General features: G+C 70.6%; 19 protein-coding genes. 17 read left to right on the top strand and 2 right to left on the bottom strand.

What is annotated here, in order from left to right; all coding sequences use genetic code 11:
- The first annotated feature begins 1 nt into the window (after nucleotide 1).
- The 4 genes from CP983_RS12540 to CP983_RS12525 all read left to right on the top strand — a co-directional run bounded on the left by CP983_RS12540 (nucleotide 2) and on the right by CP983_RS12525 (nucleotide 4,585).
- Nucleotides 2-1,627 carry a YifB family Mg chelatase-like AAA ATPase gene (locus tag CP983_RS12540; RefSeq protein ID WP_150499647.1) on the top strand — a complete coding sequence of 542 codons (1,626 nt, stop codon included), beginning with the start codon at nucleotides 2-4 and terminating at the stop codon, nucleotides 1,625-1,627.
- Nucleotides 1,624-2,778: a DNA-processing protein DprA gene (gene dprA, locus CP983_RS12535; RefSeq protein ID WP_150499646.1), complete on the top strand. Its 1,155-nt coding sequence runs from the start codon at nucleotides 1,624-1,626 to the stop codon at nucleotides 2,776-2,778. The genes CP983_RS12540 and dprA overlap by 4 nt, the downstream gene beginning before the upstream one ends.
- Nucleotides 2,779-3,090: 312 nt before the next feature.
- Nucleotides 3,091-3,933, top strand: coding sequence for an RNA polymerase sigma factor WhiG (gene whiG, locus CP983_RS12530; protein ID WP_107902371.1), 843 nt, complete (start codon nucleotides 3,091-3,093; stop codon nucleotides 3,931-3,933).
- Nucleotides 3,934-4,027: 94 nt separating this feature from the next.
- Entirely contained in the window at nucleotides 4,028-4,585 is a 558-nt protein-coding gene (locus tag CP983_RS12525; RefSeq protein WP_150506568.1) for a TetR/AcrR family transcriptional regulator, read from the top strand.
- A 154-nt stretch (nucleotides 4,586-4,739) separates the two neighbouring features.
- On the opposite strand, the gene CP983_RS12520 is transcribed toward CP983_RS12525, so the two are convergent.
- Nucleotides 4,740-5,372 carry a M23 family metallopeptidase gene (locus CP983_RS12520; protein WP_150499645.1) on the bottom strand — a complete coding sequence of 211 codons (633 nt, stop codon included), beginning with the start codon at nucleotides 5,370-5,372 and terminating at the stop codon, nucleotides 4,740-4,742.
- A gap of 341 nt (nucleotides 5,373-5,713) precedes the next feature.
- Between CP983_RS12520 and rpsB the strand changes: the two genes are divergently transcribed.
- The 13 genes from rpsB (at nucleotide 5,714) to CP983_RS12455 (ending at nucleotide 19,271) form a co-directional block, all read left to right on the top strand.
- Nucleotides 5,714-6,655 (top strand): 30S ribosomal protein S2, encoded by a 942-nt coding sequence (gene rpsB / locus CP983_RS12515; RefSeq protein ID WP_150499644.1) that lies wholly within the window; start codon nucleotides 5,714-5,716, stop codon nucleotides 6,653-6,655.
- A gap of 155 nt (nucleotides 6,656-6,810) precedes the next feature.
- Nucleotides 6,811-7,647: a translation elongation factor Ts gene (tsf, locus tag CP983_RS12510; RefSeq protein WP_107902363.1), complete on the top strand. Its 837-nt coding sequence runs from the start codon at nucleotides 6,811-6,813 to the stop codon at nucleotides 7,645-7,647.
- Nucleotides 7,648-7,842: 195 nt separating this feature from the next.
- The gene (gene pyrH, locus CP983_RS12505; protein ID WP_030048937.1) at nucleotides 7,843-8,601 is read left to right on the top strand and encodes a UMP kinase; all 759 of its coding nucleotides are present in this window, start codon (nucleotides 7,843-7,845) and stop codon (nucleotides 8,599-8,601) included.
- Nucleotides 8,602-8,769: 168 nt separating this feature from the next.
- The gene (gene frr / locus CP983_RS12500) at nucleotides 8,770-9,327 is read left to right on the top strand and encodes a ribosome recycling factor (RefSeq protein WP_030952117.1); all 558 of its coding nucleotides are present in this window, start codon (nucleotides 8,770-8,772) and stop codon (nucleotides 9,325-9,327) included.
- The gene (locus CP983_RS12495; protein WP_107902361.1) at nucleotides 9,327-10,481 is read left to right on the top strand and encodes a phosphatidate cytidylyltransferase; all 1,155 of its coding nucleotides are present in this window, start codon (nucleotides 9,327-9,329) and stop codon (nucleotides 10,479-10,481) included. The genes frr and CP983_RS12495 overlap by 1 nt, the downstream gene beginning before the upstream one ends.
- 147 nt (nucleotides 10,482-10,628) lie before the next feature.
- On the top strand, nucleotides 10,629-11,078 hold the full coding sequence (locus CP983_RS12490; RefSeq protein ID WP_150499643.1) for an SRPBCC family protein: 450 nt from the start codon (nucleotides 10,629-10,631) through the stop codon (nucleotides 11,076-11,078).
- 65 nt (nucleotides 11,079-11,143) lie between these two features.
- On the top strand, nucleotides 11,144-12,250 hold the full coding sequence (gene rlmN, locus CP983_RS12485) for a dual-specificity RNA methyltransferase RlmN (protein ID WP_150499642.1): 1,107 nt from the start codon (nucleotides 11,144-11,146) through the stop codon (nucleotides 12,248-12,250).
- Between the two features lie 218 nt (nucleotides 12,251-12,468).
- On the top strand, nucleotides 12,469-13,554 hold the full coding sequence (locus CP983_RS12480; RefSeq protein ID WP_150499641.1) for a thiamine ABC transporter substrate-binding protein: 1,086 nt from the start codon (nucleotides 12,469-12,471) through the stop codon (nucleotides 13,552-13,554).
- Nucleotides 13,530-15,209 (top strand): ABC transporter permease, encoded by a 1,680-nt coding sequence (locus CP983_RS12475; protein WP_167537693.1) that lies wholly within the window; start codon nucleotides 13,530-13,532, stop codon nucleotides 15,207-15,209. Before CP983_RS12480 ends, CP983_RS12475 begins: the two co-directional genes overlap by 25 nt.
- Nucleotides 15,210-16,229: an ABC transporter ATP-binding protein gene (locus CP983_RS12470; RefSeq protein ID WP_150499639.1), complete on the top strand. Its 1,020-nt coding sequence runs from the start codon at nucleotides 15,210-15,212 to the stop codon at nucleotides 16,227-16,229.
- A 25-nt stretch (nucleotides 16,230-16,254) separates the two neighbouring features.
- On the top strand, nucleotides 16,255-17,046 hold the full coding sequence (locus CP983_RS12465) for a maleylpyruvate isomerase family mycothiol-dependent enzyme (protein ID WP_150499638.1): 792 nt from the start codon (nucleotides 16,255-16,257) through the stop codon (nucleotides 17,044-17,046).
- Between the two features lie 208 nt (nucleotides 17,047-17,254).
- Nucleotides 17,255-17,458 (top strand): cold-shock protein, encoded by a 204-nt coding sequence (locus CP983_RS12460; RefSeq protein ID WP_031013754.1) that lies wholly within the window; start codon nucleotides 17,255-17,257, stop codon nucleotides 17,456-17,458.
- Nucleotides 17,459-17,543: 85 nt separating this feature from the next.
- Nucleotides 17,544-19,271, top strand: coding sequence for a DEAD/DEAH box helicase (locus CP983_RS12455; RefSeq protein ID WP_150499637.1), 1,728 nt, complete (start codon nucleotides 17,544-17,546; stop codon nucleotides 19,269-19,271).
- 208 nt (nucleotides 19,272-19,479) lie between these two features.
- Here the strand turns inward: CP983_RS12455 and CP983_RS12450 are convergent, their stop codons facing one another.
- Nucleotides 19,480-20,127, bottom strand: a complete 648-nt coding sequence (locus CP983_RS12450) for an LAETG motif-containing sortase-dependent surface protein (RefSeq protein ID WP_229915069.1) — start codon at nucleotides 20,125-20,127, stop codon at nucleotides 19,480-19,482.
- Nucleotides 20,128-20,266 lie beyond the last annotated feature (139 nt).

The following is a 20,266-nucleotide window of genomic DNA, read 5'->3' as shown; positions in this document are numbered from 1 at the left end:
CATGGGTTTCGCGCGTACGTGCTCGGTGGCGCTGGTGGGCGTCGAAGGGGTCGTGGTCGAGGTCCAGGCGGACCTGGAGCCCGGGGTGGCGGCGTTCACCCTGGTGGGCCTGCCGGACAAGAGCCTGTCGGAAAGCCGGGACCGGGTGCGGGCGGCCGTCGTGAACTCGGGCGGTGAATGGCCGCAGAAGAAGCTCACTGTCGGGCTCAGCCCGGCGTCGGTGCCGAAGGCGGGCAGCGGCTTCGACCTGGCGGTGGCCTGCGCCGTCCTCGGAGCGGCCGAGCGGATCGACCCACGGGTTCTCGCCGACATCGTGATGATCGGAGAGCTCGGCCTGGACGGCCGTGTGCGACCGGTCCGGGGCATCCTTCCAGCGGTGATCGCTGCGGCGGACGCAGGCTATGAGCAAGTGGTCGTCCCGGAATGCGCCGCGGCCGAGGCTTCGCTGGTGCCGGGTGTGTCCGTGTTGGGCGTACGCAGTCTGCGCCAGCTGATCGCCGTCCTCACGGACGAGCCCGTGCCCGAAGAGGAACCCGACGACCAGGGCCGCCCGGATCCGCTGCTCGCGGGCCTGCGCGTGCCGGGGACGGGCGCGGCCACGGGCATGCACAGCCTCGGCGCGATCCAGTCCGACCACGGGCACGACCTCGCCGATGTGGTCGGCCAGACCTCGGCGCGTACGGCCGTGGAGGTGGCCGCGGCGGGCGGGCATCACCTGTTCCTGGAGGGGCCGCCCGGGGCCGGCAAGACGATGCTCGCGGAGCGGCTGCCGGCCATCCTGCCCCGCCTCAGCAGGGGAGAGTCGCTGGAGGTCACCGCGGTGCACTCGGTGGCGGGTCTGCTGCCTCCCGGCAAGCCTCTGATCGACGTGGCCCCGTACTGCGCCCCGCACCACTCGGCGACGATGCAGGCGCTCGTGGGCGGCGGCCAGGGCATCGCGCGGCCCGGCGCGGTGTCGCTCTCCCATCGGGGTGTCCTGTTCCTGGACGAGACGCCCGAGTTCAGGAGTCAGGCCCTCGACGCGCTGCGACAGCCTCTTGAGGCCGGTCATGTTGTGATCGCGCGCAGCGCGGGCGTCGTGCGCTTCCCGGCGAAGTTCCTGATGGTCCTTGCCGCCAACCCTTGCCCCTGCGGCCGCTTCTCCCAGACGGACGACATGTGCGAGTGCCCGCCCTCGGTGATCCGCCGCTATCAGGCGCGGCTCTCCGGACCGCTGCTCGACCGCGTCGACCTGAGGGTCGAGGTCGACCGAGTGACCCGCGCGCAGCTGACCGAGCGCGGGGCGCGGGGCGAGTCCACCGCGACGGTCGCCGACCGGGTGCGTGCGGCTCGCGAACGGTCCTCGGCCCGGCTCGCCGGTACCCCGTGGCGAACCAACAGCGAAATCCCGGGACGCGAGCTGCGCAGCCGCTGGTACGCCGCGATCGGCGCCATGGACGAGGCGGAGCGGAACCTGGAACGAGGCGTGCTGACCGCCCGTGGACTCGACCGCGTCCTGCGGGTCGCCTGGACCGTCGCCGACCTGCTCGGTCACGACAGGCCGGAGGCGACGGACGTCGCCCTGGCACTGCAACTGCGCACCGGTGTGCCGCGAGGCGTCCCCATGGCCATCGGGGCGCTCACATGAACGGTGATGGTGAACCGGACGGCGAACTCCTCGACCGGGTCTTCCTCAGCCGTGTCGTCGAGCCCGGGGACGACGTCGTCGGGCGGTGGGTGCGGGAGTTCGGCGTGGGGGAAGTGGTGCGGCGGTTGCGGGCGGAGGCGGAGTCCTTGCCCGGGGTGAGTGCCAAGCGGTGGGAGGGGCTGCGGGCTCGGGGCGCGAGGGCCGAGCCCCGGGTGGATCTTGCCGTCGCTCGGGAGGCGGGGGTGCGGTTCGTGTGTCCCGGGGACGTGGAGTGGCCCGGACAGCTCGACGATCTGGGGGACGCCCGGCCCGTCGGGTTATGGGTGCGAGGGCCGGCCAGTCTGCGGATGTGGGCCCTGAAGTCCGTCGCCGTGGTCGGAGCGCGCGCCTGCACCGAGTACGGCGCCCACATGGCGGCCACCCTCGCCGGCGGTCTCGCCGAGCGTGGCTGGGTGGTCGTGTCCGGCGGCGCCTACGGGGTCGACGGAGCCGCCCACAGGGGAGCGCTGGGAGCCGGCGGCGCCACCGTCGCCGTGCTCGCCTGCGGCGTCGACCGCCCCTACCCCCGCGGGCACACCCAGCTGATCAACAGGATCGCGGAACAGGGCCTGGTGATCGGGGAACTGCCACCGGGCGACCATCCGACGCCCAGCAGATTCATCGTGCGGAACAGAGTGATCGCGGCGTTGACGCGGGGCACGGTCGTCGTGGAGGCCGCCCACCGCAGCGGCTCCCTGGTCACCGCCCGGGCGGCACAGCGGCTCGGCCGTCACACGATGGGAGTGCCCGGCCCGGCCACCAGCGGCCTTTCCGCGGGCATCCATGAACTGCTGCGCGGAGACGCCGTGCTCGTCACCGACGCCGCCGAGGTCGTCGAACTCGTCGGCGACATGGGGGAGCTGGCCCCGGAGCGACGCGGGCCCGTCCTGCCACGCGATCTGCTGGAGCCGGCGGCCCGCAGAGTCCTGGCCGCGCTGCCCGGCCGCCGTGCCGCGAGAGCGGACGAGATCGCGCGCGGGGCGCAGACCACCGAGGACGACGCCGTCGCGAGGCTGTACGAGCTCCGTTCACTTGGCTACGTCGAACGACACGGCGACGGCTGGAAGTTGACACGCCAGGCGATGATCTCCGTTCGCACCGGTCGAAGGTGATGCTGACCGAGCGTGTTCGGCCGTACGGGGGAACACGGACGCCCTTGTGAATTCCCCCAGTTGGGGTGTTCGAGTGATCACGTAGAGCGACCGGCATGACCCGGCGGGGCGTCCAGCGGAACGTATCTGCGTACGGCTTGTGCTCCGTCCTTCGCGCACCGCGACACTTCAGTCACGCTACGCTCACGAGGATTCCGGCTCAGACCGGCACCTCGACACCGGAAGGTCCCCAGAACGGCACCAGAGCGACATCGGACCGACAGATCCCCCAAAGCACCCCCCACTTCACGGCAGAACGGCACAAGGCAACGAATGCCCCAGCACACCTCCGGGTCCGACCGGGCGGCGGTCCCCCCAGCCGCCCGTGACGGTGGCAGCGTGCGGCCGCCCGCTCCCTCGACGCTCGACGAGCTGTGGCGGTCGTACAAGGCGACGGGGGACGAGCGATTGCGCGAGCAGCTGATCCTGCACTACTCGCCGCTCGTCAAGTACGTGGCGGGCCGGGTGAGCGTCGGTCTGCCGCCCAATGTGGAGCAGGCGGACTTCGTGTCGTCGGGGGTGTTCGGGCTGATCGACGCGATCGAGAAGTTCGACATCGACCGGGAGATCAAGTTCGAGACGTACGCGATCACGCGGATCCGGGGCGCGATGATCGACGAGCTCAGGGCGCTGGACTGGATCCCGCGGTCGGTGCGGCAGAAGGCACGGAACGTCGAGCGGGCGTACGCCACCCTGGAGGCGCGGCTGCGGCGGACGCCGACGGAGGCCGAGGTGGCCGTCGAGATGGGGATCGCGGTGGACGAACTCCACTCGGTCTTCAGTCAGTTGTCGCTGGCGAACGTGGTGGCGCTGGAGGAGCTGCTGCACGTCGGGGGCGAGGGCGGCGACGGGCTCAGCGTCATGGACACGCTTGAGGACACCGCCGCCGACAACCCGGTGGAGGTGGCCGAGGACCGGGAGCTGCGGCGCTTCCTGGCACGGGCGATCAACACGCTCCCGGAGCGCGAGAAGACCGTCGTGACGCTGTACTACTACGAGGGCCTCACGCTCGCAGAGATCGGCAACGTGCTCGGGGTGACCGAGAGCCGGGTGAGCCAGATCCACACCAAGTCGGTCCTCCAGTTGCGGGCGAAACTGGCCGGCTTCGGTCGTTGACCTGGCCGGACGCGTGCGGGGTTCGCGGAGACACTCCCGTCCGCGAGGGCACGTCCGTAAAGTGGTTGACGTGCCAAGGATTCGAGCGGCCTCCGTGGCCGAGCACCGGTCGATGCAGCGAGCCGCCCTGCTGGACGCGGCGCGATCCCTGTTGTCCGAGGGCGGGACGGAAGCGCTGACCTTCCCGGCCCTCGCCGAGCGGACAGGGCTCGCGCGGTCGTCCGTCTACGAGTACTTCCGTTCGCGGGCCGCCGTGGTCGAGGAGCTGTGCGAGGTCGACTTCCCGGTGTGGGCCGCGGAGGTCTCGGCGGCGATGGAGCGCGCGGACTCGGCCGAGGGCAAGGTCGAGGCGTATGTGCGCAAGCAGCTCGGGCTGGTGGGGGACCGGCGGCACCGCGCGGTGGTCGCGATCTCCGCGAGCGAGCTGGACGCCGGGGCCCGGGAGAAGATCCGGGCGGCGCACGGCGGGCTCGTCGCGATGATCGTCGAGGCGCTGGGGGAGATTGGGCACGCGGAGCCCCGGCTGGCGGCGATGCTGCTGCAGGGCGTCGTGGACGCGGCCGTACGCAGGATCGAGCTCGGTGCGGCGGAGGAGCCGACGGCGATCACGGAGGCGGCGGTGGCCATGGCGCTGCGGGGCGTTCGGGGCTGACGTCGGTGGGGGCGCCTTACGCCCCCACTCGTGGCGTGGCGTGGCTGGGGCGGCGTCCTATCCCAGCCGTGGCTGCGTGCGCTGCCCCGCCTCCAGCCGTGGCTGCGAGCGCTGCCCGCCCCAGCCGTGGCTCAAATGCTCAGCGGCCCGTCGACTACGACGGCAGCGGCACCCCGAGGACCGGCAGCAGTCTCGACGGCCCGCTGCGCAGCAGCCACGGCGGGAGGAGCGAGAGCGGGTCCAGGTAGGTGTCGGCTCTCCGCAGACCCCAGTGCACGCAGGTCTCCGTGCAGTGCGACCCGGTCGCCTCCACGGTCCCCACGACCTCGCCGGCCTCCACCTCGTCGCCCTTCTTCACCGTCGCCCGCACCGGTTCGTACGTCGTCCGCAGCCGGGGATCTCCCGTCCCCGGCAGCTCCACCGACACGACCCCCTTCCCGGCCACGCGGCCCGCGAAGGAGACCCGGCCCGCCGCAACCGCACGTACCGGTGTCCCGGCCGGGGCCGCCAGGTCGACGCCGCGGTGGCCTCGGCCGTACGTGGTCGCCGGTGGCTCCCAGCCGCGGAGGATCGGGGGCCGTACACCCACGGGCCATGCCCGGCCGACAGCCGGCACGGCCGGGGCCGGGGCAGGGTCGGGGGCGGCCGGCACGCTCGTGGCGGTCGGCGTCAACCGCGGGACCGGCGCCAGCAGCACGGCCGCCGTCAGGAACAGCAGCAACACAAGCCGCACCACCGACCGTCCGTACGCCCTCGCCGCCGTAGCCGCCCTCGGCGCTCTCGCCATCGGGGTCGCCCAAGCCGCCGTTGCGGCCCCCGCAGTCCCCGCTGCCCTCTCACATCGCTCAGCTCGCATGAGAGAACCGTCCCGCACCTCCACGGATCATGGCCGGTATCTGTGGATAACTCCTGGGTTGTGGACAGCGGCGTCACCCGGTACCCCGTGGGTCCCGTACACTTCTTCTGGCGATCCGGGTCACCGGGTCGACTTCGCACGCCCCGACACGACAGCCGGAAACGGTCCGTGTCAGCGCCCCTCGGTCCCTAGTGGCACGGCGCATGCGGGCGTCAGGCGCGGGAGCCATCCGGTCCCCGCGGCACAACCGAGAAATTCAAGGAGATACGGCCATGGCCGTCGTCACGATGCGGGAGCTGCTGGAGAGCGGCGTCCACTTCGGTCACCAGACCCGTCGTTGGAACCCGAAGATGAAGCGCTTCATCTTCACGGAGCGCAACGGCATCTACATCATCGACCTGCTCCAGTCGCTGTCGTACATCGACCGCGCCTACGAGTTCGTCAAGGAGACCGTCGCCCACGGCGGCACGGTCATGTTCGTCGGCACGAAGAAGCAGGCGCAGGAGGCCATCGCCGAGCAGGCCACCCGCGTCGGCATGCCCTACGTCAACCAGCGCTGGCTGGGCGGCATGCTCACCAACTTCTCGACCGTCTACAAGCGTCTGCAGCGCCTCAAGGAGCTCGAGCAGATCGACTTCGAGGACGTCGCCGCTTCCGGTCTGACCAAGAAGGAGCTTCTCGTGCTCTCGCGCGAGAAGGCCAAGCTGGAGAAGACCCTCGGTGGTATCCGCGAGATGCAGAAGGTGCCCAGCGCCGTCTGGATCGTGGACACCAAGAAGGAGCACATCGCGGTCGGTGAGGCCCGGAAGCTCAACATTCCGGTCGTCGCCATCCTCGACACCAACTGCGACCCCGACGAGGTCGACTACAAGATCCCGGGCAACGACGACGCGATCCGCTCCGTCACCCTGCTCACCCGTGTGATCGCCGACGCCGTCGCCGAGGGCCTCATCGCCCGTTCCGGCGTCGCCACCGGTGACAAGGGCGAGAAGGCCGCGGGCGAGCCGCTCGCCGAGTGGGAGCGCGACCTGCTCGAGGGCGAGAAGAAGGCTGAGGAGGCCCCGGCCGCCGAGGCTGCCCCCGCCGCCGAGGCCGCTGCCCCCGCCGAGGCCGGTGCCCCCGCCGAGGCCGCTGCCCCCGCCGAGGGCGAGAAGGCCGCCGAGGGCGAGACGGCTGCCGAGGGCGAGAAGAGCGCCGAGGGCGAGCAGGCCTGACCACCCCGTCAGCGTTGACGGCGGGAGCGGTGACATGAGATCCGCTCCCGCCGTTCACCCGTAGGTCGACGGAAGGTCAGGGCTCCCGACTAAACGGGGGCCCTGGACCCCGTAGATCTCCGATCTTCCAGACTTCGAGAAAGACTCACAGACTCATGGCGAACTACACCGCCGCTGACGTCAAGAAGCTCCGCGAGCTCACCGGCGCCGGCATGATGGACTGCAAGAAGGCGCTGGACGAGGCCGAGGGCAACGTCGAGAAGGCCGTCGAGGCGCTCCGTATCAAGGGCCAGAAGGGCGTCGCCAAGCGCGAGGGCCGCTCCGCCGAGAACGGCGCCGTGGTCTCCCTCATCGCCGACGACAACTCCTCCGGCGTCATCGTCGAGCTGAAGTGCGAGACGGACTTCGTCGCCAAGGGCGAGAAGTTCCAGGCCGTCGCCAACGCGATCGCCGAGCACGTCGCGAAGACCTCCCCCGCCGACATCGAGGCCCTGCTCGCCTCCGAGATCGAGGCCGGCAAGACCGTCCAGGCGTTCGTGGACGAGGCCAACGCCAACCTCGGCGAGAAGATCGTCCTGGACCGCTTCGCGCAGTTCACCGACGGCTTCGTCCTCGCGTACATGCACCGCACGATGCCCGACCTGCCCCCGCAGATCGGTGTCCTCGTCGAGCTGGACAAGCCGAACGCCGACGTCGCCAAGGGCATCGCCCAGCACATCGCCGCCTTCGCGCCGAAGTACCTCTCCAAGGAGGACGTGCCGGCCGAGGTCGTCGAGTCCGAGCGCCGCGTCGCCGAGGAGACCACCCGCGCCGAGGGCAAGCCCGAGGCCGCCCTGCCGAAGATCGTCGAGGGTCGCCTCAACGGCTTCTTCAAGGACGCCACGCTGCTCGGCCAGCCGTACGCGCTGGACAACAAGAAGTCGGTCCAGAAGATTCTGGACGAGGCCGGTGTCACCCTGAAGCGCTTCTCGCGCATCAAGGTCGGCATCTGAGTCCGTACCGCGATCGACGCCCCGTCCCTATAGGGTCGAAGGCAGTCGTTGGCGGACGCCGCCACCGCGCACGCGCGTGTGACGGACGACAGCAGATCTGACGAGGAGGCCATTGCCGCGCATGGGATGCGAAACACACCCGAGCCGGCAGTGGCCTTCTTCGTATGTGCACCACGTAACAAAGGCGGGATCTCGATGACCACCAAGGCCCAGAAGAGCGACGACGGCAAAGTACGCGGCCGGTTTCTGCTGAAGCTGTCCGGAGAGGCCTTCTCCGGTGGCGGGGGCCTCGGCGTCGACCCGGACGTGGTGCACAAGATCGCCCGTGAGATCGCGGCCGTCGTGCGCGACGGCGCGGAGGTCGCTGTCGTCATCGGCGGCGGCAACTTCTTCCGCGGCGCGGAGCTCCAGCAGCGAGGCATGGACCGGGCGCGCTCCGACTACATGGGCATGCTCGGCACCGTCATGAACTGCCTCGCCCTCCAGGACTTCCTGGAGAAGGAAGGCATCGACAGCCGCGTCCAGACGGCCATCACCATGGGGCAGGTCGCCGAGCCCTACATCCCGCTGCGTGCCGTACGGCATCTGGAGAAGGGCCGCGTGGTCATCTTCGGTGCCGGCATGGGCATGCCGTACTTCTCCACCGACACCACCGCGGCCCAGCGCGCCCTGGAGATCGACGCCGAGGCGCTGCTGATGGGCAAGAACGGTGTCGACGGGGTCTACGACTCCGACCCCAAGACCAACCCGGACGCCGTCAAGTTCGACTCCCTCGGCTACGGCGAGGTCATCACACGCGATCTGAAGGTCGCCGACGCCACGGCGGTCACGCTGTGCCGAGACAACAAGCTCCCGATCCTCGTCTTCGAGCTTCTGGCGGAGGGCAATATCGCCCGTGCCGTCAAGGGTGAGAAGATCGGCACGCTTGTGGGTGAGCAGGGCGGTCGGGGCTGACGCTTCGACAACAAGCCCGTCCGGGGGACGGACGGGACGGACCCTGACCGGGGGATGGACAATGTCCTGCCGGTCGGGAACCGTGCAGGAAGAAGACGCGACGCAGCCGGCCGCCGCCCCACCGAGGAACCGCAGCCGGGCCTTACTCAAGACACGCAGGAGCAAGTGGTGATCGAAGAGACCCTCCTCGAGGCCGAGGAGAAGATGGAGAAGGCCGTCGTGGTCGCCAAGGAGGACTTCGCCGCGATCCGCACCGGCCGTGCGCACCCGGCGATGTTCAACAAGATCGTGGCCGACTACTACGGTGCGCCGACGCCGATCAACCAGCTGGCTTCGTTCTCCGTGCCGGAGCCGCGCATGGCGGTCGTGACCCCGTTCGACAAGAGCGCGCTGCGCAACATCGAGCAGGCGATCCGCGACTCCGACCTCGGCGTCAACCCGAGCAACGACGGCAACATCATCCGTGTGGTGTTCCCGGAGCTCACCGAGGAGCGCCGCCGCGACTACATCAAGGTCGCCAAGGGCAAGGGCGAGGACGCCAAGGTGTCCATCCGCTCGGTCCGCCGCAAGGCCAAGGACGCCATCGACAAGCTGATCAAGGACGGCGAGATCGGCGAGGACGAGGGCCGCCGTGCGGAGAAGGAGCTCGACGACACCACGCACAAGTACGTCGCTCAGGTGGACGAGCTCCTCAAGCACAAGGAATCCGAGCTGCTCGAGGTCTGATGAACGACTCTTCCTGGGGGGCGCCGCCCGCGGCCGGGCAGGCCGGGTACTGGGGCACCTCCGAGCGTGGACCTGTCCAGGGGGCTGCCCCGGCGGGTCCCGCGTACGATGCGCCTGAGGCGCCTCACACTCGCCCCATGCCCATCGTGCCCGACGTACCCGCGTATGGCGGAGACCAGGATGACGACCGGGGGGCCGCTCGGCTGAGCGGCCCCCTGTTCAGCAGCCGGCCACCGCAGTCGCGGTCTCATGACACGCCGCAGGCGCGGCCCTTCGAGGCGGCGTCGCAGAATCCGGAGCCCATGCCCGACGCCCCGCCGCCGGCGCCCCAGCAGAAGAAGAGCGCTGGGCGCGATCTGGGCGCGGCAATAGGAGTCGGTGTCGGCCTCGGCGTGGTGATCGTCGCGTCGCTGTTCGTCGTCAAGGCCGTCTTCGTCGGTGTCGTCGCGGTCGCCGTCGTCGTGGGTCTGTGGGAGCTGACCAAGCGGCTGGAGGAGCGCAAGGGCATCAACGCTCCGCTCGTGCCGCTCGCGCTGGGCGGCGCGGCCATGGTCGTCGCCGGGTACGTCCGCGGTGCCGAGGGTGCCTGGGTGGCGATGGCGCTGACCGCGCTGGCGGTGCTGGTCTGGCGGATGACCGAGCCGCCGGAGGGCTACCTCAAGGACGTCACGGCGGGTGTCTTCGCGGCGTTCTACGTGCCGTTCCTGGCGACCTTCGTCGCGATGATGCTCACGGCCGACGACGGTCCCTGGCGCGTCCTGACGTTCCTGCTCCTGACGGTCGTCAGCGACACCGGCGCGTACGCGGTCGGCTGGCGCTTCGGCAAGACCAAGCTCGCCCCGCGGATCAGCCCCGGCAAGACCCGCGAGGGCCTGCTCGGAGCGGTGGGCTTCGCGATGGTGGCGGGCGCGCTGTGCATGCAGTTCCTCATCGACGACGGCAGCTGGTGGCAGGGCCTGCTCCTGGGCCTCGCCGTCGCGGCCAGTGCCACGCTGGGTGACCTCGGTGAGTCGATGATCAAGCGGGACCTCGGCATCAAGGACATGGGCACGCTGCTGCCGGGGCACGGCGGGATCATGGACCGACTGGACTCCCTGCTGCCGACGGCGCCCGTGGTGTGGCTGCTGCTGGTCCTGTTCGTGGGCTCCGGCTGACGGCTCGGCAGTTGTCCGAAGAGCCCCCGTTCCCTCGTGGAACGGGGGCTCTTCGATTTCCGGCCCTCGCGTCTCGCAGAGCGACCGCTCCCGGCCGTGTGGGACGATTTTCGTATACGCCCGTAAAGGTACTCAAAGGGGGTCGCCATGACCGCCATCCGAGAAATCATCGACGTCGACCGGACCCCAGCCGATGTCTACGCGTACATCACGGACCCCTCTCACCTGCCGGAATGGCAGCTGAGCGCCGTCTCGGCCGAGTCGCTGGACGAGGGCCCGATCCACACGGGCTCCCGGGTCCGGGTCACCAGGCGCGTCGGGAACCGCCAGATGCCGATGACCATACGGTTCGACCAGCTCGACCCTCCGTACAGCTGGGACCTGCACGGGATCGACGGCCCCGTCCGGGCCCGCACCCACGGCCGCATCGAGCCGCTCGACGACGGGCGCCGCTCCCGCGTCACGATCGACATCGACTTCGAGGGCTACGGCCTCGGCAAGGTCCTGATCCCCTTGGTCGTCCGCCCGCAGGTCCGCAAGGAACTACCACGCGACGAGAAGCTGCTGAAGGACCGGCTGGAGGGCACGACGGACTAGGCAGCGATCTCACCGGTCGGCGGTGGAGCGGGCCACACGAGTGGATCTGCGACACTGGTTGAGTTATGCCTGCACCCGGAGAACTTACTTTCGTCGCCCCCCGCGGAGCCAAGAAGCCGCCGCGGCATCTTGCTGACCTTACGCCTGGGGAGCGTAAGGACGCCGTCGCTGCGGTCGGGGAGAAGCCGTTTCGTGCCAAGCAGCTGTCGCAGCACTACTTCGCGCGGTACACGCACGACCCCGAGCAGTGGACCGACATCCCCGCCGCCTCGCGCGCCAGGCTGCGGGAGGAGCTGTTCCCGGAGCTGATGACCGTCGTACGGCATCTGTCGACCGACCAGGGCGAGACCCGTAAGACGCTGTGGCGGCTGTTCGACGGGACGCTCGTCGAGTCCGTGCTGATGCGGTACCCGGACCGGGTGACCATGTGCATCAGCTCGCAGGCCGGGTGCGGGATGAACTGCCCGTTCTGCGCCACCGGGCAGGCCGGGCTGGACCGGAATCTGTCCACCGCCGAGATCGTCCACCAGATCGTGGACGGGATGCGGGCGCTTCGGGACGGGGATGTTCCCGGGGGGCCCGCGCGGCTCTCCAACATCGTCTTCATGGGGATGGGCGAGCCGCTCGCCAACTACAACCGGGTCGTGGGGGCCATCCGCCGGCTCACCGACCCCGAGCCCGACGGGCTGGGGCTGTCCCAGCGCGGGATCACCGTCTCGACCGTCGGTCTCGTCCCGGCCATCCACCGGTTCGCCGACGAGGGCTTCAAGTGCCGGCTCGCGATCTCCCTGCACGCTCCCGACGACGAGCTGCGCGACACCCTCGTCCCCGTGAACACGCGGTGGAAGGTGCGCGAGGTCCTGGACGCCGGGTTCGAGTACGTCGAGAAGAGCGGCCGCCGGCTGTCCATCGAGTACGCCCTCATCCGGGACATCAACGACCAGGCCTGGCGTGGTGACCGGCTCGGGCGGCTGCTCAGGGGCAAGCCCGTGCATGTGAACCTGATTCCGCTGAACCCGACGCCCGGGTCGAAGTGGACCGCCTCCCGGCCCGAGGACGAGAAGGCGTTCGTCGAGGCCATCGCCGCGCACGGGGTACCGGTGACGGTCCGGGACACCCGCGGTCAGGAGATCGACGGGGCCTGCGGTCAGCTCGCGGCCACCGAGCGGTAATCTGAGCGCGTACACCCGTACGTACATCTTCATATTCCGACAGGGGAGCGCCACAGCGCTGAGAGTGCGGCAATCGGGCCGCAGACCCTCTGAACCTTGCCCAGGTCATTCTGGGTAGGAAGTTCGGTCATCACTCAAGCTGTTGCGCCCTGCCCGGGAGCCGAAGAGGCCCCTGGGCAGGGCCGCGTCTCTTCCTGGTCAACCCCAGGAGGAATCCAGTGAGCATCACCAAGAAGGCCACGGTCTTCGCCGTCGGGCTCGGTCTCGTCACGCTGTCCGCGTGCGGTTCGTCGGACTCGGGGAGCGACAGCTCCGAGGCCGGGAGCAAGACCGTGACCCTCGTCAGTCACAACTCGTGGGCCGTCTCCAAGGGCGTCCTCGCCGCGTTCGAGAAGCAGTCCGGGTACAAGGTCAAGGTCCTGGAGGACGGCGACGCCGGGCAGGCCGTGAACAAGGCCATCCTGACCAAGGACAACCCGCAGGGCGACGTCTTCTTCGGCGTCGACAACACCCTGCTGTCCCGGGCCCTCGACAACGACCTGTTCCAGTCGTACGAGGCCAAGGGCTCCGACCTGATCCTGCCCGAGTTCCGGGTCGACCAGGACAAGCACCGGGTCACCCCCGTCGACACCGGCGACATCTGCGTCAACTACGACAAGGCGTACTTCAGCGAGCACAAGCTGACCCCGCCGACGTCGTACGACGACCTGATCAAGCCCGCGTACAAGGACCTCCTCGTCACCGAGAACGCCTCCACCTCCTCGCCCGGCCTCGGCTTCCTGCTCGGCACGGCCGCGAAGTACGGCGACGACGGCTGGCAGGACTACTGGAAGAAGCTGAAGGCCAACGGTGTCAAGGTCGTCGACGGCTGGGAGCAGGCCTACAACGAGGAGTTCTCCGGCTCCGCCGGCGGCAAGAAGGCCAAGGCCGACCGGCCGCTCGTCGTGTCGTACGCCTCCTCACCGCCGGCCGAGGTGATCTACGCCGACCCGAAGCCGACCAGCGCGCCGACGGGTGTCGCGGACGGCACCTGCTTCCGCCAGGTCGAGTACGCGGGCCTGCTCAGCAATGCCAAGAACACCGAGGGCGGTAAGGCGCTCCTCGACTTCCTGCTGACCAAGGAATTCCAGGACGACATGCCTCTGAACATGTTCGTGTACCCGGTGCGGGAGGCCGCCCAGGTGCCGGCGGAGTTCACCAAGTACGGGCCCCGGGCCAAGAACCCCGAGACCCTGGACCCGGCGAAGATCGCCGACAACCGTGACGACTGGGTCAAGTCGTGGACCTCGCTCGTACTGAAGTAGCGGCCCCGGCTTCGGCACCCCGCAAGAGGGGCGCGGCGATGCGGCTCGGCCTCATCGCCGTGCCCGTCGCGTTCTTCGCGGTCTTCTTCGCCTACCCCGTCGCCGCGATCGTCTCGCGCGGTCTGAAGGTCGACGGGGCATGGCAGTTCGGGCGGCTGTGGGACGTGCTCGGGGAGTCCGACATCCGGCACGTCCTGTGGTTCACCACCTGGCAGGCGTTCGCCTCCACCGCGCTGACCCTGCTCATCGCGCTGCCGGGCGCCTACGTCTTCGCCCGCTTCGACTTCCCCGGCAAACAGGTCCTGCGGGCCGTGGTGACCGTCCCGTTCGTGCTGCCGACGGTCGTCGTCGGTACGGCCTTCCTCGCGCTCGTCGGCCGCGGCGGACTCCTCGACGAGCTGTGGGGCGTACGGCTCGACACCACCGTGTGGGCGATCCTGCTCGCGCACGTCTTTTTCAATTACGCCGTCGTCGTACGGACGGTGGGCGGTCTGTGGGCGCAGCTCGATCCGCGGCAGGAGGAGGCCGCGCGGATGCTCGGGGCCTCGCCCCTGAAAGCCTGGCGTCAGGTCACCCTCCCGGCGCTCGCGCCGGCCGTGGCCGCCGCCGCGCTCATGGTCTTCCTGTTCACCTTCACCTCCTTCGGTGTGGTGCAGATCCTGGGCGGACCGACCTTCTCCACCCTCGAAGTGGAGATCTACCGGCAGACCTCCGAGATCTTCGACCTGTCCACGGCCGCCGTCCTGACGATCATCCAGTTCCTGGCGGTGGCCGCGATCCTCGCCGTGCACGCCTGGACGGTACGGCGGCGGGAGAGCGCCCTGCGCCTGGTGGACGCGTCGGTGACCGCCCGGCGGCCGCGCGGGGCCGGCCAGTGGGCGCTGCTGGCCGGCGTCCTGGCCGTCATCGTCGTACTCCTGCTGCTGCCGCTGGCCGTGCTGGTGCAGAGGTCGTTCGACGCCCCCGACTTCGGCTACTACCGGGCGCTGACCAGCGCCGACGGCGGTGTCTTCCTCGTCGCGCCGATCGAGGCGATCGGCAATTCGCTCCAGTACGCCGTCGTCGCGACCCTCATCGCCGTGGTCATCGGCGGTCTGGCCGCCGCCGCGCTGACCCGGCGGGACGCGGGGCGGTTCGTGCGGGGCTTCGACGCGCTGCTGATGCTGCCGCTCGGGGTGTCCGCGGTGACGGTCGGGTTCGGGTTCCTGATCGCGCTGGACGAGCCGCCGCTCGATCTGCGGGCCTCCTGGATCCTGGTGCCGCTGGCCCAGGCGCTGGTCGGGGTGCCCTTCGTCGTACGGACCATGCTGCCCGTGCTGCGGGCCGTGGACCAGCGGCTGCGTGAGGCGGCGTCCGTGCTGGGGGCTTCGCCCTGGCGGGTCTGGCGCGAGGTCGACCTGCCGATGGTGCGGCGGGCGCTGCTGATCGCGGCCGGGTTCGCCTTCGCGGTGTCGCTGGGTGAGTTCGGCGCGACCGTGTTCATCGCCCGGCCCGACAACCCGACCCTGCCGGTCGCCGTCGCGCGGCTTCTGGGGCGGGCCGGCGAGCTCAACTACGGCCAGGCGATGGCCCTTTCGACGGTACTGATGGTGGTGTGCGCGGTGGCGCTGCTGATCCTGGAGCGGCTCCGTACGGATCGGACGGGGGAGTTCTAGATGCTGTTGAGCCTGGCGGGTGCGACCGTCCGTTTCGGTGGGCGGCCCGTGCTCGACGCCGTGGACCTCGATGTCGCCGAGCACGAGATCGTGTGCGTGCTCGGGCCGAGCGGCAGCGGCAAGTCGACGCTGCTGCGGGCCGTGGCGGGGCTGCAACCCCTCGACGCCGGGCGGGTGTCGCTCGACGGCCGGGACCAGTCGGGGGTGCCCGCGCACAAGCGGGGCGTCGGGCTGATGTTCCAGGACCATCAGCTGTTCCCGCAGCGGGACGTCGGCGGCAACGTCGCCTTCGGGACCCGGATGCGCGGCGCCTCCAGCGCCGAACAGGCCGAGCGGGTAAGGGAGTTGCTGGATCTGGTCGGACTGCCGGGCGCCGCCGGGCGTGCCGTCGCCTCGCTGTCCGGCGGGGAGCAGCAGCGGGTCGCGCTGGCCCGCGCCCTCGCGCCCCGGCCGCGGCTGCTGATGCTGGACGAGCCGCTGGGGCAGCTCGACCGCTCGCTGCGGGAGCGGCTCGTCGTCGAACTCCGTGAGCTGTTCGGCCAGTTGGGCACCACCGTGCTGGCCGTGACGCACGACCAGGGCGAGGCGTTCGCGCTCGCCGACCGGGTCGTGGTGATGCGGGACGGGCGGATCGCGCAGAGCGGCACGCCGCTTGAGGTGTGGCAGCGGCCGGTGGACGAGTTCGTGGCGCGCTTCCTCGGCTTCGACAACGTGGTCGGCGGCACCGTCGCAGGTCAGGCCGCGAACACGCCCTGGGGGAAGCTGCCGGTCGGCGAGGACGCCGCTCAGGGCCCGCGGACACTGCTGGTCAGGCCGGCCGGGGTGCGGCTCGTGGGCCCCGACACGGGGCTGCGCTGCACGGTCGCCGCCCGCACGTTCAAGGGCACGCACGTCGCCGTGCACCTCCAGCCGGAGGACGCGCCGCGTCTGGAGGCGGCCTGCGCGCTGCGGGACGCCCCGGAGGTCGGGGACACCGTCGGGGTCGAGTTCGACGCGGCCGAAATTGTCGTGCTGGGCTGATCACGCCGTGCATAGGGTGCGGGACATGACACTCCTGGCCCATGACCGCTACTGCGACGAGATCGCCCACCAGGTCGGCCTGCTGCGGGCCGTGCTGACCTCCGGCGCCGATCTGTCGGCGACCGTCCCCACCTGCCCGGACTGGTCGCTGGAACAGCTCGTGCGGCACACCGGCGGCGCCCTGCGCTGGGTGGAGCTGATGGTGCGGACGCGGGCGCAGGACGAGATCCCGGAGGAGAAGGTCCCGCTCCACGGCGGCCCCGACGGCGAGGGAGACCCAGTCGCCCTGGACGCCTGGCTGGCGGAGACCGGCGACATGCTGGTCGGCGCGCTGAGGGAGGCCGGGCCCGACACGACGATGTGGGGCTGGGCCGGGGTCCACAGCTCCGGGTTCTGGGCCCGCCGTATGGCCCACGAGCTCACCATCCACCGCGCCGACGCCACGCTCGCCGCCGGACTGCCCTACGAGGTCGCGCCCGACATCGCCGCCGACGCGATCGACGAGTGGCTCCAGATCATCGAGTGGGCCCAGCGGAACATGCCGGACGATCCGACGACGGACCTGCGCCGGCCGGGCAGCATCCACCTGCATGCCGCGGACGGCAGCCCGACGCTGGACGCCGAGTGGCTGATCGATCTTTCCGGGGACGTGATCGCCTGGCGGCGCGGCCATGAGAAGGCGACCGTCGCGCTCAGGGGGCCGCTCACCGCCGTACTGCTCGGGTTCTACCGTCGGCTGCCGCTGGACAGCGACGAGCTGGAGGTGCTCGGCGAGCGGGAACTGCTGGAGTTCTGGCTGGAGCGGGCCAGCTTCTAGCGGCCGTGCGAGGGCGACGGCTCCGGAAAAACCGCGCGGTGTGCCCTTTGGTGATCTACTTCGAGCGCCGAGCTGTGCTACGGTTTACCCGTTGCAGTTGTGGTACCCATGAACCTATGTGCGCCTGACGGGAATGCTATCCATCGGGCGCATTAGTTGTTTTCCCGGCATCTCCGGATGGGGCCTCTGCCTACAGAAGGAGAAGGTCATGGCACAGGGAACCGTGAAGTGGTTCAACTCTGAAAAGGGTTTCGGCTTCATCGAGCAGGACGGCGGCGGCCCCGACGTCTTCGCCCACTACTCGAACATCGCGACCCAGGGCTTCCGTGAGCTCCAGGAAGGCCAGCGGGTCACCTTCGACGTCACGCAGGGCCAGAAGGGCCCGCAGGCGGAGAACATCGTTCCCGCCTGATAGCCGGACGCGTATCCGCATACCGGGGTCCGCACCGCATGGTGCGGACCCCGGTTTGTGCTGTTTCAGGAAGGCAGAAAGCAGCATGCCCCGCAGGCCCCAGAAGCCGAATCGGCGCGCCTCGTCGTCGCCCGCACCGTCCGCGTCGCCGCCGAGGGAATTCCGGCTGCCGGAGAGCACGACCCCCGCACTTCCCGCCGTGGAGGACTTCGCCGCTCTGGACATGCCGGCCGGGCTGCTGAAGACGCTCACCGCGCAGGGCGTGACCACCCCCTTCCCCATCCAGGGCGCCACCCTGCCCAACTCGCTCGCCGGCCGTGATCTGCTCGGACGCGGGCGCACCGGCTCCGGCAAGACCCTCGCGTTCGGTCTGGCGCTGCTGGCCCGCACGGCCGGGCTGCGCGCGCAGCCCAAGGCGCCCCTCGCCCTGGTGCTGGTGCCCACCCGTGAGCTCGCCCAGCAGGTGACGGACGCCCTGACCCCCTACGCGACGGCCGTGAACCTCCGGCTGACCACCGTGGTGGGCGGGCTGTCGATCACCAAGCAGGCGGGTGCGCTGCGGCGCGGCGCGGAAGTGCTCGTGGCCACTCCCGGCCGGCTCAACGACCTCGTGGAACGCGGCGACTGCGTGCTCGGCGACGTGCGCATCACGGTGCTGGACGAGGCCGACCAGATGACCGACATGGGCTTCCTGCCGCAGATCACCAAGGTGATCCAGCAGGTACGGCCGGACGGGCAGCGCATGCTCTTCTCGGCCACGCTGGACCGCAACATCGACCGCCTCGTGCAGCGGTTCCTGACCGACCCCGTGGTGCACTCCGTGGACCCGTCCGCGGGCGCGGTGACGACCATGGAGCACTACGTTCTCCATGTCCAGGACGAGACCGACAAGAAGGCCGTCACCACGCGCATCGCGGCCAGGGACGGGCGGGTCATCCTCTTCCTCGACACCAAGCGGGCCGCCGACCGGCTGACCAAGCGGCTCCTGGCCGTCGGTGTCCGCGCGGCGGCGCTGCACGGGGGCCGCTCGCAGCCGCAGCGCAATCGGACCCTGGAGCAGTTCAAGAGCGGCCAGGTCACCGCACTGGTCGCGACGAACGTCGCCGCCCGGGGTATACACGTCGACGACCTCGACCTCGTCGTGAACGTCGATCCCCCCACCGATCACAAGGACTACCTGCACCGGGGCGGCCGTACGGCCCGTGCCGGCGGTTCCGGCAGTGTGGCCACGCTGGTCCTGCCCGACCAGAAGCGGGAAGTCACCCGGCTCATGTCGGACGCGGGCATCCGCCCCCGGACGTCCCGGATCACGTCGAGCGACCCGGAACTGGCCGTCATCACCGGCGCGCGCGAGCCTTCCGGCGTGGCCGTCACCATCGAGGTCCCCCAGCCGGTGACGCCGGCGGCTTCCCGCGCCGACGGGAAGACCGGCAGGCGGTCCGCCGGCCGGCGCCGGAGCGGCGGCGAGGCCAAGGCGGCCGCCGGTGGCGCCCCCAGGACGGGAGGCCGGGGCACGGAGCGCCGGACCGCGTCCGGGGCACCGGCGTCCGGCGGCACCTCCGCCACGGGCGGGCGAGGAACCGCTCGCCGGACGGCGTCCGGCGGGGCGTCGGGCGGCACCGTCCGGGCGGGTGGTCGTGGCTCCGACCGCCGGTCCGCAGCCGGTGCGGCGTCCGGCGCGGGCGCCGGTTCCAGCGCCGGCAAGGCCCCGCGCGGCGGCGCCGGCCGACGGTCGGCCGGCACGGGCGACGCCGGCGCGACGGGGAACCGCAACGTCGACCGCCGCGGCGGCCGGCGCACCTCCGCCAACTAGGCCGTGTCCCTGTGGCCGCGCCGTGTTCGGCGCGGCCCGGGCGGCGCCACCGCCCTTGCGTTCGGCGCCTCGGCCACTGCCGGCCGAGTCTCTGCCGACCGGCGCCGCGATCCCGTAGCCGCCGCGCCGACAGCGCATCGACGAGAACGACGTAGGCCCGCCCCCGTTCACGGGGGCGGGCCTACGTGCGTATTGCCGGGCGGGTGCGTCAGCGGTCGCTGCTCGCGCCGCGTCGGCGGAGGCCGAAGAAGACCGCGCCGCCGCCGAGGGCGACCAGGCCGACCGCGATGCCCGCGATCATGCCGGTGTTGGAGTTCGCACCGGTCTCGGCGAGGTTGGAGTCACCGGCCGCGGGGGACGGGGCGCTGCTCGCGGGAGGGGTGCTGTCGCTCTCCGACGGGGTCGGGGTCGGCGAGTCGGTCTCCTCGGCCGGGGTCGAGGCGGGGGCCGACGGGGTCGGGGTGTCCGACGGGGCCGGCGGCTCCTCCTTCTTGCAGGCCGTGGACGGCGTCGTCAGGTTCGGCTTGATGTCCTCGTCGACATAGCCGGCCGCCTTGACGTGGACGCGGTACTCGGCGTCCGGCTTCCAGTCCTCGGCGAAGGTGATGGTGACGCCCTCGCGGGAGCCCTTGACCACCTGCTCACCGACCTTCTTCAGGTCGGCGCCGTTGTTCTGGAGGAACACCGTGATGGTCGCCGGGACACCGCTGGGGTCCACGTCGGTGACGGTGATGACGCCCTTGTCGCCGTCGCACTTGGCTTCGGCGGAGAATTCACTGATGTTGCACGCGAGCGCGGTGCCCGCAGCGGAGAGCGCGAGTGCGGCCGACGCGGAGGCGACACCCAGAGCGCGCACGGAACGCGCAACAGTACGGCGGTTTATGGACACGTTTGTCCTTTACGGGAGTTGCACCACTGAGGGGGGTTCGGAGAGGGGCGGTGACGCGACATCACCGTCCCCAGGAGTCTCACAGGTTTATAAGCGTGGCATAAGG

It is taken from the genome of Streptomyces chartreusis (assembly GCF_008704715.1).
Taxonomy (GTDB): Bacteria; Actinomycetota; Actinomycetes; order Streptomycetales; family Streptomycetaceae; genus Streptomyces; species Streptomyces chartreusis.
This window is presented reverse-complemented; position numbering and strand designations above follow the sequence as displayed.